This is a genomic window from Dyella marensis (genome assembly GCF_049532885.1).
Classification (GTDB): Bacteria; Pseudomonadota; Gammaproteobacteria; order Xanthomonadales; family Rhodanobacteraceae; genus Dyella_D; species Dyella_D marensis.
Window position 1 is genome coordinate 240284 of sequence record NZ_CP064029.1, and the last position, 14935, is coordinate 255218.

Here is a 14935-nt window from a genome sequence, read left to right on the forward strand (position 1 = left end):
CTACCTCTCGTAGAAGTTCTTGAGCACGCGGCCGTTGAGATTTACGCCGCCGCCAACGCCTGCAGTGGCCGGTGCGTAGTCCTCGGCATGGATGCCGGCAGAGACGACGGCGGAGCCGACGACCATGCGGCCGTAGAGCACGGGGACAGGGTTGCCTTGGGCCTGCGTGTTGACGGCGCCGTTGAAGACGTAGCTGGGCTGGTTGTCGGGGCGATCTCCGGCTTTCAATCCCCTGGGCTGGGGCGAAAGCATCTGCACGACGCCGCCGAGCATCATTCCGAGGCCGGCCTCCATCATGTAGCCGCCGATACCGGCACCCGCGCCCATGGTCCATCCGGAGATAAAGCCGCCGACCACGAACAGCACCGCGCCTGCGATGATGTTGAACAGGCCGCCGCTCTTGCTGCCGAGCAGGATCGGCGCGATGCGGATGTCATCTGTGCCGGACGGCGCGGACAGCTCGTCCTCCTTGAGGTTGCGCTTGCCCACAAACACGGCGAAACCCGTGCCGCGATCCTTCGCCGACGCCAGGTAGGCGCGGAATCCGCGGATCTGCGAACACAGCGCGGCGATTGCCTCGGCCGGGGTGTCGGAATCGAGATGGAGCTTGAATTGACGCCCGAACAGAGCGCCGAGGCGTCCGTACAGGCGAACGGTTCTTGGTTGTTTCATAGATGGAAACCCAGGCATAAAAAAAACCCCGCCGTAGCGGGGTTCGGATGGATGACGATGGATGCGGCTCACTCGATGGTGGTCGGTGCGAGCGAGGGGCCTGCGTTGGGGTCGATAATGATGCGGAACCGGCGCGTTTCGCCTGTCTTCAACGTGACGGCGGTTTCTCGGCGGTCCTTGCCTTCGCGGTAGCCGCACAGGCCTGAGCCGGTGTTCCATGTGCCGAGCACGTGGTCGCCCGACGGGATATGCAGCGTGATGCGTTCACCGGTGGCGACCTTGGCCACCACCTTGCCGTCGACGAAGACGGCGCCGTAGCAGCCGCTGCCCTGGAAACCCACGTCGCGGGTAACGATCACCGTGGCATCGCCGTCGGACGGATCCTGAAATGCCAGCAACCGGTCCGGTGTCGGCGTTCGAAGCTGATCGGGCCTGGGCGGCTTGGTCACGCAACCGGCGAGCGCCATGACCATGGGAACGACCAAATACATCCTGCGCATCCTGCTCTCCTCCTCTAGGTGGCGAGAGGGTAGCGCAAGAAACTTCGGCAGGGGTATCAGCGTTCCGTATGGCGAGCGATCAGCCGAGTGTTTTCTATCCAATAGCCGCCATACACATCGCGGCTGGAAAGCCGTCCGTGCATGTGATGCAGCAACAAGCCATCTCCTAGATATATGCCCGCATGGTTCGGCACCAGGTTACGGCTCCTGATCTGCATCAGCACCAGATCGCCGCGCTCAATGTCCTTGGCATCGACCGGTACGAAACCCGCGGCGGCTAGGTTGTCGGAATAAAGATCGGAGCAACCATCGTCCCACCAGTTGTCATGCCGCACCGGGTCGGGCAGCACCAGCCCCATTTCCCGCGCATACCAATCGCGGCACAAGCTCCAGCAATCCAGCACGCCGTGATGGAACGGCCTTCCGACCAGCGGCGCTTCATAACCGCCGGGTTCGATGCACGAAAGCTCACCCGCTTGCGGATTGCCATCGGCACCGACGACAACCGCCACGATCCACCACGGCAACCCGGACGCCTCGCACGCCACCCGATCACCCTCCGACGCATGCGCCGGCGCATCGGGATGCGAATGCATGACGGCCACGATCTCGCCCAGCTCCTCGGCCGCCGCATAGTCCTCCGCGGCCAGCACGAAATGCTCGCTCGGCGTGGTGGCGAGATTGCGGCAGGCGATATAGCGCTCGCGCCCCTTGACCACCACCACCAGCCCGCAGGCTTCGCGCGGATAGTCGGCCATCGCGTGGGCGCGGAAGGCGTCCAGGGTGGCCGGGTTCATGTGCGCAGCAACCCGGCGGCTGGATAGCTGCCGAACGGGATCGGGTTGTTCTGGCCGAAGCGCAGCTTGCACGACGACAGCCGCCCACCGCACACATCCTGTGCCGGATCGCTGGTCGGCGTGTCGTCCGCCTTCGCCACCGGGCCGCCGGTGTAGCCGCAATACGGCCCGCGATAACCGCCGCGCTGCAGCCAGCTGCAGCTGTTGGCGATGATCGTGCGCCCGGGCAGCTGCTGCTGGCCGAAGTCCAGCGCGCTGGCGAGTTCGAACTGCACCAGCGTGCTGGTCTCGCTGGCCTTGCGCTCCAGGAACCACTTGTCCGGCGGAAACTCCTGCGTGGCATCGGCGCTGGCATTGCCGTCGGCGAAGTTGCGCGCATCGAGATAGCGGCCGAAGGTGCGATGGCGCATCAGCAGCGCGCCGACCAGGTCCTGGTAGGCCAGGCACAGCGCGGTGATGCGGCCGTCGACATTGCCCACGCTGAGCATCGGCATCGGCGGCTTGTCGGGATTGAGCTCGAAGCCCTCGGCCTGGATCGGCCAGGGCGCGTATTCCAGCCCCTGCCACCAGATCGAACCGACCTGCGTATAGCCGTGGAAACGCAGCACGTCGCCCGTGCCGCCGCCGGTGATCGAGCGCGCATCCAGCTCGAACAGCTCGATCTCCGCGCCGGGTTCCAGCTTCTGGATATCGGCGTAGACGCTCATGGCGCGAACACCTGCTGGAAGGTGGCCGACAACGTGTAGTTGCCGGCCGCGCGCGGCACCAGGGTGTAGCCGGCGCAGCGGAACAGCGACGGCGCGCCCAGCGGCGGGGTCCACTGGAACGAGGCGGCGCCGGCGTGGCGATCGAGGAAGTCCTTGATCGGCGCCATGTAGCTGCCGTCGCCGTCGAACGAGAGTGGCCAGCTGTCCACGCGGTTGTTGATGCCGTCGGTGACGGTCTGGGTGTAGCCGTCGCCGAACTGCGCGCTGCGCACGCGGAAGGTGGTCTGGCCCTGCGGCTCCACCTGCGGAACCCAACTGAATACTTCAGGCATGCTGCATCCTCCACAAAATGCCGCCCTGGCGCTGCTCGCGCGCCATGACTTCCTTGACCTTGCCTTCCACCATCGATGCGAGCTGGCGGCCGGCGTCGTCGCTCTGCGCCTGCGTATCGCTCTGCGCGTTGCCGTTGGCGCCGACGTTGACGGTGATGCTGATGTTGTTATTGACGCCGCTGCCGCCATCGCGGCTGCTGCGCACGCCGAGGCGGCCATCGGCGCCGCGGGTAAGCGGCATGATCGCTTCCGGGCCGGCTTCGCCCATCAGGCCGGTGCCGGTGGCCATGGGGAACAGCGTGGGGCTGTTGACGATGCCGCCGCGGGCGAAGGCGCGCAGCTGCGTGCCGCTTTGCAGGGCCATGCCGTTCGCGGCTACTGGAAAGTCGCCGAAGATCGACGCCGAGTAGCCGCCGGTGCTGCCGCCGAACATGGTGCTGTACTGCGGAAGCATCGAGCTGCCGCCGCCGAACATACCGCCGATCGCGTTACCCACCCAGCCCAGCGCAGCTCCCGCGAGTTTGGATATCTGGGACGCTGCTGCGTCGGCCAGCATCTGCCGCAGCATGTCGCGGAAGCTCTTGCCGACCTTCTTGAAGTTGCCGTCGAGCACGTTGAACAGCATGTCGCCGAGCGAGCCGCGGATCTTCTCGCCGGCTTGGGATGCCAGGTCGACAAGAAAGTCCGTGCTCTTGGCGGCATCTGCCTTCTTGGTCGCCGTAGCGGTGCCGGCCGACGCGTCGGCTTTTGCTCCGGCGCCGGCGGTTGCGTTACCGGCGGCGCCCACTGCTGCCGCGGCGGCAGTTGGTTCCTTGACGAAGCCGCCTACAAAGGCGCCGAGATAGGCGTTCGGCCACAGGCGATCCGTATTGGCGGCACCCGCGGCTTTGACCAGCTCGTTGGTCGTGGTGTCGGCGAGGCCGCGCTTGAGGTCGTTGTATAGGTCGTCACGCGTCTTCACGCGTGCCTTGGTCGCGTCCTTGCCGTCGGCATTCAATGCGGCGAGTACGTCCTTGGAGAAGTCGTCCTTGATCTTCTTGGTTGCGTCTTCGATCACCTTGGCGGTGGGGGCGACTGCCTTGGTGGTGGTCTTGGCCGCATCCTGCGTGGTCTTGGCGGCTCCATCCGCCGCCTTGCCGGCGCTCTGCGTCGACTTCGTCGCCGCATCCATCGCCTTCTGCATGTCGCCCAGCGACTTGCTCGCCTTGTTCAAGGCGGTCACGAAATTATTGAGGCTGTTGCTGTCGATATCAGCCATCGCTGCGTATCCTGTCGAGCATCACCAGCGCTTCCACTTCCCAGCGATCGAGTCGCCGGGCGGTGAGCTGCGTCCAGTGATGGAGTTCCGTATGGGTGAGCGGCGTGGGCAACTGCGCCAGCCACTCGGCCAGATAGGCCAGTTCCGCCGGGCATGCCGGGCGGTCGGCCAGCTCCGCCGGCATGCGGCCGAGCTGGCGTTGCACCGCTTCGAGATGCCGCTGCAGCGGCTGGCCGCCCGCGCCGGTGGGGCGGGCCAGCTGCTGCTGCGCCTTCAGCCAGTCGGCGAGCTGGCGAAGGCGTTGCCGAAAAAAGCCGGATCGTCGGCGCCGGCGCGGTCCACCAGCTCGGCGATCTGCGGCGCTTCGCGCAGGAAGGCCTGCACGTTCGCCGCCACGCAGGGCTCGTCGAAGCTCCACGCCGAGACCAGCGCGGCACGCACCGCCAGCGTGCTCTGCTCCAGCGCCGCTTCCAGCTCCGCCTCGCCGGCCTGCGCCACGCGGGCCATCTGCTGCATCGCTTCGTCGCGCGCCTGGCGGAACGCATCCGACCAGCGGCTGCGGATCTGCAGCCAGTGGTCGGTGGGCGAACCGTCGGGCAGGCTCAGCGCGATCCGGCGGCCGTCGTTGGCGCGCTGGCGGATGCTGAAGTCGTCCATGCCGCTCATGCGCCGCTCCGGGTGATGCGCAGCTGGGTGCCGGTCGCGCTGTCGTACAGGGCCTGGATCGGCAGCGACAAGGTGACCGGGCCGTCGTTGGCCACGTCGGCCTGGCCGCCGGTGTACTTGATGCGCGGCAGGTACAGCACATAGCTGTTGGTGCCGTCGGACAGGGTCAGCTCCAGCGAGCTCTCGGTCTCGCCGATGAATTTCGACAGCAGCGAACCGTCCAGGAAATACGCGGTAAGCGTGCCGGTGAGGTTGCTGCGGCCGATGCTCGGCTGCAGGGTCTTGGCGCTGCCGATCACGAAGCGCGGCTCGATGCCGTTGGCCAGGTCCAGCTTCAGCTCCGTCACCACGCCCAGCACCGTGCCGCCTTCCTTGATCGCGCCGCTGAGCGCATCCATCGGGCGGTTGGCCGCGGCGTTGACGTAGGTGGCGCCGGCCACGGCGCTGGCGTCCACGGCTTCGCCCTGGCCGATCACGTCGAAGGTGACGTTGGCGATGGCGCCCGGCTGCACGTCGAAATGCAGGCCGTTGATCTCGCAGCCGGTGTAGCGCAGGTACTGGCCGATGTCGGCGAAGTGGCGCTCGAGGGTGAAGCTGGTGCGCGCGGTGCCGGCGTTGAGCACGTTGGCGTTCCAGTTGCCGCCGAGCGCGGCGGCGAACAGGTCGTCGTAGGCGCCGTAGCTCAGCTCGCCCTGCATGTCGCCGCCCACCTGGACGGTGCCGTGGCGGAGGTCGGCGATCTGGCGGTCGCCGCGCAGTTCTTCGGACTGCAAGGTGTTCTTGGTGAGGGCGAGCGTGGTGCTCTTGTGGCGCAGCTGGCGGAACGCCGGCGTGGCGGGCGTGGCGCCGTAGGTGGCCTCGGCGATGTAGGCGAGGCTGTGGCGGCTGCCGGTGGCGATGGTCATGCGGATGCTCCTTGATGGAAAGAAACGCGCGGCAGGCGGCCGCACGGGTGGGGCCGAGAAGGCCCGGGTCGAACAAGCGGAGAGGTCACGGCTCAGCCGTGGTCGGTCCAGGCGGACCAGGCGACGATCACCGACATGCGCAGCCAGCCGTCCTTGCTGGTGACCACGCTGCGGCTGGTGCTGTTGACCAGCACCGGCAAGCCGTTGCCGTCGAGCTGGCGGCCGGCCTTGAAATAGCCGCGCAGGGTGTCGGCCAGCGACAGGAGGCGGGCGATGCCGCCGCCCGGTGCGTCGTTGAGGTCGATCTGGAAGGTGCCGGTGTGGCGGTCGTTGCCGGCCGCGCCCAGGCTGCCGCCGACGACCGGCAGCGGCAGCACGGATAAGGCGGCCCAGGGCTGGCCGGTGGTCGGCGCGAAGTCAGTGCCTTCGTAGGCGGTGGGCAGGTTGAGCGCGGCGGCCTGGTAGCCGGCGACGAGCGCGGCATTGATGTTGGTGAAACTCATGGCGGGTTCCCGTGGCGGAAAAAGAAAAACCCGCCTCGATGGGCGGGTTCGGATGCATGGCGCTGCGTTGGATGCGATGTCGCGTTGTAGCCAGATTAGGGGTGAAAGCGCGGAAGCGTCACTTCCGCAGCGCGACGCCGGCCGGATGCGGCGACAGGAACAGCGTGCGCTCGGCGATGCGCCGGCGCAGCAGCCCCGGCAGCACGCGGCCGCCGGCGTAGCGCCAGCGTTCGAACTCGGCGGCGGCGCCTTCCATGTCGCCCTCGTTGAGCTTGCGCAGCAGGGTGGAACCGGCGAACGCGGTGGCGCCGACGTTGAACACGAAGCTCACCAGCGCATCGAACGAAGGCTGGGCGAGCGGCTGCGTGACCCAGGCGCGCACGGCTTCTTCCGCCGTGCCCAGGTCCTTGCGCAGCAGCGCATCCGCCTGCGCGGCATCGATGCGAAAACCGGAGCGCACGTCATCGCCGGTGTGGCCGTAGCCGATGGTCCAGATGCCCGCGGCATCGAGATAAGCGCAGGTGCGCAAGCCTTCGAACTGCTTGATCAGCGCCACGCCGAGCGCGCTGGTGTGCATGCCCATGGCGTTCATGCGTCCAGCCTCAGCACGCGCGCCAGATTGCCGCGCGCCACGTGCAGCAGCGCGGCCAGCACCAGCAGGATGCCGAGCTGCCACGGCGTGGTCTCGCCCGGCGCCGCGTGGCCCAGCGCGATATGGATGGCCTGGCCGCCGCTGCACACGATCAGCAGCCAGGCGCAGGCCGAGACCCAGGGGCGGTAGCGTGCATCCGGCGCGCGCCGGTAGGTGATCAGCCGCAGGCAGATCGAGCTGCAGGCGAACAGGGTGAGCAGTTCGACGGGGTCACGCATGCGGGCCTCCCCGGCTGCGCAGCCAGGCGTCGAGGTCGAAGGTGCGGCCGCGCTCGAGCAGGCCCAGCGTGACGGTGACGCCCAGCGCCGCACCGAGAAACGCAGCGACACCCGACGCCTGCAACGGCAGCCAGCGCATCACCTCCGGCGCGGCCAGGTAACCCAGCGCGATCGACACGCCGAGATAGGCAAGGCGCCGCCAGATCGGCAGCTCCTTGGACGAGACGACAAACAGCGTGGCGCCGGCGAACGCGCCGATCAGCGCGTTGCCGTCCACGCCAGGCAGCGCTGCGGCGAGGCCCAGGCTGGCGGCCGCCGCCATCGCCATGGCGGGTTCGGTCATGAGTGATCTCCATGAAAGCAAAAGGCCGCGCATGGCGGCCTGGGGAGGGGAGGGCGTTGCGTGTCTACGCGTGAGGGGCGCGGCGTGTGCGCCGTTCGCTCGATGGCCCATGCTGCGTATTTTCGTCGGAAAGTGCGGAAGCGTCGATTCCGCAGCGGCGAACCATGAAAAGAAAAAGGCCGCTCGGTGAGCGGCCTTGATGCGAAGATCCGATGCGATGCGTCGTTCGCCGAAACATCCCACGCTATGCATTTTCCTTGGGAAGTGCGGAAGCGTCGATTCCGCATCTGCACGCGATCATGCAGGTGCCAGTGCATGTTCCAGCGCACGAGCGCCGCGTGTTTCCGCGCCTGCGCACAAAGCCAGCGTCCACTCGTACACCGGACGCCACACGCGGCGATAACCCGCTTCGTCGCGCTCGATCATCGCCGCGCGCTTGCGGTCGCTCACCGGCGTGCGGCCGTGCCCTTCGCAGTGCGGGCAGGCCACCAGCCGGTCCTGCGCGAACACTTCGCCGCGTCCCTCGCAATGCGTGCACAGTTGCGGCGTGGCCAGTTCGGTCAGCACCGCGTTGCGCACGGCGCGGTAGATCGGACCGACCGCGGGCCACTGGCGCGCCTTCACTTCGTCCAGGGTTTCGGTGGCGCGCTGCAAGGCGGCGCGCTGAGCGTTGCGGGTGCCGTGGGTGCCGTCGATATCGTCCTCGGCCACGTGCAGCGCGAGCTTCGCGGCTTCCAGCTCGCGGCGCAGGCGCATCCATTCGCGCAGCTGCGCCTCGCGCACGATGCGGTCCAGCTCGGCGCGCTGCAGCTGGGCGCCATCGGGCCACCACACGGTGCACAGCACTTCGCGGGCGAGGCGGTCCTCGATCATGCCCAAGGCGCCGGCGATGTCCTGGGGAGTGAGTTCGGACTGGCCGCCGTGGTGCACTTCGAAGCGTGCGATCGAAGGATTGAGGCGGGCCAGGAGCTTGCGTACGTTCATCGAATTCCTCCCTGTTCGGCGATGGATGGAGCGTCGGGCGAGGCGTCCGGAGCGGACGATTCCCGTAGGACAATGATAAGTTTACTTGGCACTGTTTGTCAATTACACTTAGCAGAACGCCAAGTAGACTTAACGCATGAGTAACTTCGCCGAACGCTTCAAAGCCGCCCGCGAGCGCGCGGGCATCTCCCAGCGCGCGCTGGGCCGCCGCATCGGGTATTCCGGGTCGGCCATCAGCCAGTGGGAGGCGGGTGTGATCGAAGCAGACAACATCCGCGTCGCGGCGCTTGAGATGGCCGCCGGCATCATGGGCGTCTCGGTGCGCTACCTGCGCACCGGCAAGGAAGATGACAGCCGCGGCGAGGTGCCCAGCGGCCTGCGCGCCGCCCAGCCGGACGTGCGCCAGCTGCCGGTGATCTCGATGGTGCAGGCCGGCCACGGCCGCGAGGCGGCCGATCCCTATCCGCGCGGCTACGCCGAGCAGAGCGTGAGCGTGGACGCGGAGCTGGCGCAGGATCTGGGCCGGCTGGCTTTTGCGCTGGAAATCACCGGCGAGTCGATGCTGGAGGAATTCCACCCCGGCGACATCGTCATCATCGACCCGGCGGTAAAGCCCCTGCCGGGCGACTTCGTGGTGGCGCGCATCGAAAGCGACGGCAGCGCCACCTTCAAGAAGTACCGCAGCCGCGGTCGCGATGCGGAAGGGCACGAGATCTTCGAACTGGTGCCGCTCAATACGGACTACCCGACCGTGGTGGTCAATGCGGCGAATCCCGGCAGCATCATCGGCACCATGATGGAACACCGCCGGCGCCGCCGGCGGCATTGAGCGATGGGGTGTCGCAAGAGCGGCCCCTCATCTGCCTGCCGGCATCTTCTCCCCGGAGGGGAGAAGAGTTCCAACTTGGAGGCTACGCATCCCGATCACCTCATCGTGCCCCCTCTCCCCTCCGGGGAGAGGGCCGGGGTGAGGGGCCGGCCGGAGCGAGAAGCCGAGCGTCGCCTCACCCGCCCGCTCTTCAATTCCCCGCCAGCATCGCCTTGATCTTCGCCATATGCGACTCGGCAGTCTCGCGCACCACTTCCTTGTCCGCCTCCGGATCCTTCCCCTGCCAATGCAGATCGTCCTGCGGCAGCTCATGCAGAAACCGGCTCGGCTGGTTGCTGTGCACCTCGCCGTAGCGCTTGGTCTTGGACGACCACGACAAGGTCAGCATTTCCTTGGCACGCGTAATACCCACGTACATCAGGCGGCGCTCTTCATCGACACGCCCCTCGTCCATCGCACCGTCATGCGGCAGCGTGCCCTCCTCGCAGCCGACGATAAACACGAAGCGAAACTCCAATCCCTTCGCCGCATGCAGCGTCATCATGCGCAGCGCGTTACCGGGTTCGTCGCGATCGGCATGGCTCAGCAACGCCAGCTGCGCCGCTAGGTCGCCCGTGGTGCTGTCATTGCGCTGCATCGCGCGGAACCAGTCCGCCAGCTCGCGCAGATTGCCCAGCCGGCGTTCGCGCAAGGCGGTGTCGGTGGTGCTGGCGGCGATCTCGCTGGCATAGCCGGTGCGCTTGAGCACCGTTTCCACCAGATCCGCCGCGCTCGAATGCACCGAGGCGCTGCGCAATTCGTCCATCAGCTGGGTGAAGCCGGCCAGCGCGGCGGCAGGGCGCGGCGAAAGCTGGCGCAGCACGCCATCGCTGCGCGCCGCGTCGAGCAGCGAGGCGTTGCGCGTCTGCGCGATCTGGCCGAGCTTTTCCAGTGTTGTGGCGCCGATCTCGCGCTTGGGCACGTTCACCACGCGCAGGAAAGCCGCGTCGTCGCTGGGGTTGGTCAGCAGGCGCAGATAGCACAGCAGGTCCTTCACCTCGGCGCGGTCGAGGAAGCTCAGCGCGCCGGTCAGGTGATACGGCACGCGCGCCAGGCGCAGCGCTTTTTCCAGCGGACGGGCCTGGAAATTGCCGCGGTAGAGAATGGCCATCTCATGCCAGCGCGCCTTGTGCTTCTCCGCCAGCGTCACGGCCATGGCGGCGATGCGCTCGGCCTCGTGCTCGTTGTCCTTGCACTCCAGCACGCGGATCTGCGCGCCTTCCGGATGCTCGCTCCACAGCTTCTTTTGGTGCAGATGCGGATTGTTGGCGATCAGCTTGTTGGCCGCACGCAGGATGCGGCGGCCGCAGCGGTAGTTCTGTTCCAGCTTGATCACGCGCAGGGACGGCCAGTCCTTGCTGAGCTGGTCGATGTTTTCCGGATTGGCGCCGCGCCAGGCATAGATGGACTGGTCGTCGTCGCCCACGCAGGTAAAGCCGCCGCGCTCCCCGGCCAGGGCCTTGAGCAGGCGGTACTGCGCGTCGTTGGTGTCCTGGTATTCGTCCACCAGCAGGTAGCGCAGGCGCTCGCGCCAGGCGTTGCGGCACTCCTCGTCGCTTTCCAGGATGCGCAGCGGCAGGCGGATCAGGTCGTCGAAGTCCACCGCGTTGAACGCGGCCAGGCGCGACTGGTAGAGCGTGTAGATCATCGCCGCGTCCAGCTCGCGCGGGCTGCGCGCGGCGGCGGTGGCTTCTTCCGGCGACAGGCCGGCGTTCTTGGCGCGGCTGACCAGGTTGCGGATGCCGAACAGCACGTCCGGCTTGGCGCCCTTGGGCGCCAGTTCCTTGATGATCACTTCGCTGTCGTCGGCGTCCAGCACCGAGAAGCCTTTGCGCAGGCCGGCGCGCGCATGTTCGATCTGCAGGAACTTCAGGCCCAGCGCGTGGAAAGTGCACACGGTGAGCGCGGCGGCGTCCTCGCTGCTGATCAGCTTGGCCACGCGCTCGCGCATTTCCTTCGCCGCCTTGTTGGTGAAGGTGATCGCGGCAATCTTCGACGGCGCCAGCCGGCGGCGCTGGATCAGGTAGGCGATCTTCTGCGTGATCACGCTGGTCTTGCCGGAGCCGGCGCCGGCCAGCACGAGCAGGGGGCTGTCGCAGTGCTCGACTGCGGCCAATTGTTGCGGGTTGAGCATGGACGGGCGGCAGGCGGAAGGCGGTCCAGAATGGTAGCAAAGAGCCGGTGCTTGAGCCCCTCTCCCTTTGGGAGAGGGGTTGGGGTGAGGGTCCGGGCGGAGCGCAAGGGTGATGTGCTTCGCTCCGGCCGAACCCTCATCCGCCTGCCGGCACCTTCTCTCCCACGGGGACTACCTTCGGGTCGCCGGAGGGAGAAGGACTCAATTAGGGAGCGGCGGCGAGTCCAGCGTCTTTCAGTTCTTTCGCGGCCGCATCCAGATCGTGCTTCAGCGCCGGATTGGCCAGGAATGCAGCCGCCAAAGCCTGCCCGAACACCCGCCCCGCATAAATATCCTGCGGCGTATGCACGCCACGCACCACCCGGCGCCAGCCCACGTCGCGCGCATAGCCGGCGACCGCATCGGCGCGGCCCGGCAGCGCCTGGGCCAGCAGGATGGCAAACACCGTGGCGCGCGTGCTGTGCCCGCTCGGGTAGCCGTAGCTCTTTTTCTTCAGATCCTTTTCGTCGCCTTCCGGGTCCTTGCGGCAGCTGTCCAGCGGACATGGGCGCTCACGCTCCCAGTGGTTCTTGGCTTCCTTCACCGCCTTGCCGGTTTCCTTCTGCACTTCGGCGAACAGCGCCGCCGTGCGCGGCAGCCTGGCGGCATCGAAGCCGGGACCGAGCACGCGGGCGAAGGCGAACACGTCGAAGCTTTCTTCCTGGTGCGAGAGTGCGTTATCGGCATCGCTGCGATGAGCGTAGGCCTGGTCGGTGACGGCGCGGTCGGCCTGGTCTTCCGGCGAACCCGGCACCGAAGGCGGCGCGAGCACCGACTGCAGCTGGTGCAGGCGTGCATCGTCGAGGTAACGCGTGGCGCCGTCGGCGTGAGCGGCGCCGGCAAGCAGCAGCAGGCCGCACAGCAGCGCGCGGCGAACGGAGTGGGCGAGGATCATCGATATCTCCCGGATCACAAGGCAAGCGACACGGAGGCGAACCAGCTGCGGCCCGGCAGCACCAGGTAGTAAGGCGTGGTGCCCTTGATCGCGTCGATCACCTGCTTGTGCTGGTCGAACAGGTTGTCCACCTGCAGGCGGATCTTGTAGCTCTTGATCACCGAGCCGGCGAGGTTCTGGCCGTAGCCGAGGCTGAGCGCCGTGGTCCACCAGCCGCTGCTGTGGCCGCTGGCGGTGGCGGAGGCGGCGACGTCGGGATTGAGGTCGCTGTTGTACACGCGCTGCCCGCCGACGAACTTGCCGGTGAGCGAACCGGTGAAGCCGCCGTTGTCGTACAGGAAACCCAGCGCCGCGGTGCCGGACGGCACGGTGGGCATGCGCAGGTTGGAGCGCTTGAACGTCGCGTCGATCACCGAGCCGTTGGCATAGAGGCTGATGCCTTCGCCGACGTAATACGTCGCTTCCGCTTCCGCGCCTTTCATGGTGGCGCCCTTGGCCAGCGCGTAGATCGGGTCGTGGGTGACCGGGTCGGTGCCGATCAGCGGGAAGTTCTGGTAGTCGATATAGAACACGTCCGCATCGGCGTTGAAGCGGTCGGTCTTGTACACCGTGCCGGCCTGGTAGTTCATCGTTTCCTGCGGCTTGGTGCGGCTCTCGCGCGGGTTCGGCACATAGAACTGGTTGAGGTTGGGCGACAGGAAACCCTGCGCCGCCTGCGCGTACACGCTCCACTCGCTGCTCAGCAGGTAATTGGCGGTGAGCGAGCCCAGCGTCTTGTCCCAGGTCTGCTGGTAGTTCAGCGGCAGCTTGGTGGTCTGGTTGATCGGCGCGTCGATATAGCGCGTGGCGCGGTCGTACTTCACGCCGGGCGTGAGGGTGAAGGCGTCGGTCACGCGCCAGGCGTATTCGGCATACAGCTGGGTGGTGCGCAGGCGATCGACCATCGTGTACTTGTAGGCGCTGCTGTCCGGCTTGCCCTTCTTGACGTCGTGAATGCCGCCCAGGCCGTAGTCCAGCGCCACGCTGTAGCGGGTGTTGTCGATGTATTCGTACCAGCCGCCCAGCTTGAGCTGGCCGTGGTCGTCAGTGCGCGCGGCCTCGAGCGTGTTGCCCCAGGCGCGGTAGTTGTTGATCTTGTCGTAGCCGCCCATGTTGGTCTTCGACGCCGCCGTGCCGACGTACGGGCTTTCGTGGCTGTTGTTGTCGTAGGCGTAGGTGTAGAGCTTGTCGTCCAGGCGCCAGGTGTCGCTGAGCGCGCTGCTCAGGCCCAGGTATTCCAGGTCGGTCTGCTTGGTCTGGTAGTTGTAGCAATAGCAGTCGGTGCTGGCGCGGTTGGTGTTGAGGCCGAAGTCGCGGCCCAGCGTGTCGATCTGCTGCTGGGTGAGGTCGGTCTTGTCCGGGTTGTTGAAGCGGATGTAGTTGTAGTTGCTGAGGAAGGTCAGCTCGGTCGCCTCGCCCAGCGGCTGCACGTATTTGATGTAGCCGGTCTTGCGGCTCATCGGCGAGTGGGTGCGGGCGGTGTCGGTGTCGTTGTACTGCGCGCTGGCGATCAGCTTGGCGCCGCCCAGGCTGTCCAGGCGGCCGCTGTTGAGTTCCAGGTGGGTGAGCGTGGTGTCGTAGCTGCCGTAGCTCAGGGTGGGGATGAACGAGAACTCGTCGCGCGCATCCTTCGAGCGCAGCGCCACCGTGCCGCCGAAGGTGGCCTGGCCGATCTGGCTGGCGCCGCCGGGGCCGCGGTCGACGGTGACCTGGCCGATCATCTTGGCGGGGAAATAGCTGCTGGTGTGGTGGCTGAAGTCGTTGGTGTCGCCGAACGGGATGCCGTCGTAGGTGACGTTGTACTGGTTGTCGTTGAAGCCGCGGATGGTCATCTGCTTGGCTTCGCCCAGCCCCGGGCCGCTGACGCCGATGGTGGACACGCCCGGCGCGATCGCCGCGATGGCGGCGTAGTCGGCGGTGGGCGCCACGTGGTTGGCGATGTAGTCCAGCCCGATCACCGACTGCGGCTGGGTGATGTCGAGCTCGGCCTGGGTCGGCGCCTGCACCAGGGCCGAGCTGGCGGTATTGGCGCGGACTTCCACCTCTTCCAGCTGCCTGGCCGCCGGCTGGGCGGCGGGGCGCGCGGGGTTCTCGGTCGGCGTATCCGTCGCCGCGGCCGTGCCGGCCACGCAGAAACCGGCCGCCAGCAGCCACCACGGCGCCGGCAGCACATGCCGGCGGATACCGGCCACCAGGGCGCTCAGCGCGGGGAGGTCCGTGCGGGCGGCGCGGACGAAGAACTTGCGGTTCGGAATGGGCATGCGAGGCGCCGCTGTGTTGGGAAGGAGTTAAAGCGGCGCATCGTGGGCGGGATATTTGACGATTCCGTTGCGCTGGTGTGACTTGCGCAAAGAAACTGGTATGGCCGTTTGGACGCCTAAACGAAGCTCGCCGCGACGCGCGCGCGATGCCAGATCAGCCTT

At 67.1% G+C, this 14935-nt stretch carries 18 protein-coding genes; 1 reads left to right on the forward strand and 17 read right to left on the reverse strand.

What is annotated here, in order from left to right:
- The 14 genes from ISN75_RS00980 to ISN75_RS01045 all read right to left on the reverse strand — a co-directional run bounded on the left by ISN75_RS00980 (position 1) and on the right by ISN75_RS01045 (position 8537).
- Positions 1–672 (reverse strand): tail assembly protein, encoded by a 672-nt coding sequence (locus ISN75_RS00980; RefSeq protein WP_343819207.1) that lies wholly within the window; start codon positions 670–672, stop codon positions 1–3.
- 68 nt (positions 673–740) lie between these two features.
- Positions 741–1163 (reverse strand): hypothetical protein, encoded by a 423-nt coding sequence (locus ISN75_RS00985; protein WP_343819206.1) that lies wholly within the window; start codon positions 1161–1163, stop codon positions 741–743.
- Positions 1164–1228: 65 nt separating this feature from the next.
- Entirely contained in the window at positions 1229–1969 is a 741-nt protein-coding gene (locus ISN75_RS00990) for a C40 family peptidase (protein WP_343819205.1), read from the reverse strand.
- Positions 1966–2676, reverse strand: coding sequence for a phage minor tail protein L (locus ISN75_RS00995; RefSeq protein WP_343819204.1), 711 nt, complete (start codon positions 2674–2676; stop codon positions 1966–1968). Before ISN75_RS00995 ends, ISN75_RS00990 begins: the two co-directional genes overlap by 4 nt.
- Positions 2673–3008 (reverse strand): phage tail protein, encoded by a 336-nt coding sequence (locus ISN75_RS01000; RefSeq protein WP_167255117.1) that lies wholly within the window; start codon positions 3006–3008, stop codon positions 2673–2675. Before ISN75_RS01000 ends, ISN75_RS00995 begins: the two co-directional genes overlap by 4 nt.
- A complete protein-coding gene (locus ISN75_RS01005; protein ID WP_343819203.1) occupies positions 3001–4266 on the reverse strand; it encodes a hypothetical protein in 1266 nt (421 codons plus the stop codon). Before ISN75_RS01005 ends, ISN75_RS01000 begins: the two co-directional genes overlap by 8 nt.
- Complete coding sequence (locus ISN75_RS01010) at positions 4259–4471, reverse strand: phage tail assembly chaperone (RefSeq protein ID WP_167255121.1); 213 nt, start codon at positions 4469–4471, stop codon at positions 4259–4261. The genes ISN75_RS01005 and ISN75_RS01010 overlap by 8 nt, the downstream gene beginning before the upstream one ends.
- A 68-nt stretch (positions 4472–4539) precedes the next feature.
- Positions 4540–4932 (reverse strand): hypothetical protein, encoded by a 393-nt coding sequence (locus tag ISN75_RS01015; RefSeq protein ID WP_343819202.1) that lies wholly within the window; start codon positions 4930–4932, stop codon positions 4540–4542.
- Positions 4929–5837 carry a phage tail tube protein gene (locus tag ISN75_RS01020; RefSeq protein ID WP_343819201.1) on the reverse strand — a complete coding sequence of 303 codons (909 nt, stop codon included), beginning with the start codon at positions 5835–5837 and terminating at the stop codon, positions 4929–4931. Before ISN75_RS01020 ends, ISN75_RS01015 begins: the two co-directional genes overlap by 4 nt.
- Positions 5838–5929: 92 nt before the next feature.
- Positions 5930–6340, reverse strand: coding sequence for a phage tail terminator-like protein (locus tag ISN75_RS01025; RefSeq protein WP_167255127.1), 411 nt, complete (start codon positions 6338–6340; stop codon positions 5930–5932).
- A gap of 118 nt (positions 6341–6458) precedes the next feature.
- Entirely contained in the window at positions 6459–6932 is a 474-nt protein-coding gene (locus ISN75_RS01030) for a lysozyme (protein WP_243868059.1), read from the reverse strand.
- Positions 6929–7210, reverse strand: coding sequence for a phage holin family protein (locus ISN75_RS01035; RefSeq protein WP_167255129.1), 282 nt, complete (start codon positions 7208–7210; stop codon positions 6929–6931). Before ISN75_RS01035 ends, ISN75_RS01030 begins: the two co-directional genes overlap by 4 nt.
- Positions 7203–7553 carry a putative holin gene (locus tag ISN75_RS01040; protein WP_167255131.1) on the reverse strand — a complete coding sequence of 117 codons (351 nt, stop codon included), beginning with the start codon at positions 7551–7553 and terminating at the stop codon, positions 7203–7205. Before ISN75_RS01040 ends, ISN75_RS01035 begins: the two co-directional genes overlap by 8 nt.
- Positions 7554–7850: 297 nt before the next feature.
- Positions 7851–8537: a hypothetical protein gene (locus ISN75_RS01045; protein WP_343819200.1), complete on the reverse strand. Its 687-nt coding sequence runs from the start codon at positions 8535–8537 to the stop codon at positions 7851–7853.
- 136 nt (positions 8538–8673) lie between these two features.
- On the opposite strand from ISN75_RS01045, the gene ISN75_RS01050 reads away from it, so the two are divergent.
- The gene (locus ISN75_RS01050; RefSeq protein WP_214569920.1) at positions 8674–9366 is read left to right on the forward strand and encodes a LexA family protein; all 693 of its coding nucleotides are present in this window, start codon (positions 8674–8676) and stop codon (positions 9364–9366) included.
- A 190-nt stretch (positions 9367–9556) separates the two neighbouring features.
- On the opposite strand, the gene ISN75_RS01055 is transcribed toward ISN75_RS01050, so the two are convergent.
- The 3 genes from ISN75_RS01055 to ISN75_RS01065 all read right to left on the reverse strand — a co-directional run bounded on the left by ISN75_RS01055 (position 9557) and on the right by ISN75_RS01065 (position 14773).
- A complete protein-coding gene (locus ISN75_RS01055) occupies positions 9557–11539 on the reverse strand; it encodes a UvrD-helicase domain-containing protein (RefSeq protein WP_343819199.1) in 1983 nt (660 codons plus the stop codon).
- Between the two features lie 205 nt (positions 11540–11744).
- On the reverse strand, positions 11745–12473 hold the full coding sequence (locus tag ISN75_RS01060; protein ID WP_343819198.1) for a phosphatase PAP2 family protein: 729 nt from the start codon (positions 12471–12473) through the stop codon (positions 11745–11747).
- A 14-nt stretch (positions 12474–12487) separates the two neighbouring features.
- A complete protein-coding gene (locus tag ISN75_RS01065) occupies positions 12488–14773 on the reverse strand; it encodes a TonB-dependent receptor (protein WP_343819197.1) in 2286 nt (761 codons plus the stop codon).
- Positions 14774–14935 lie beyond the last annotated feature (162 nt).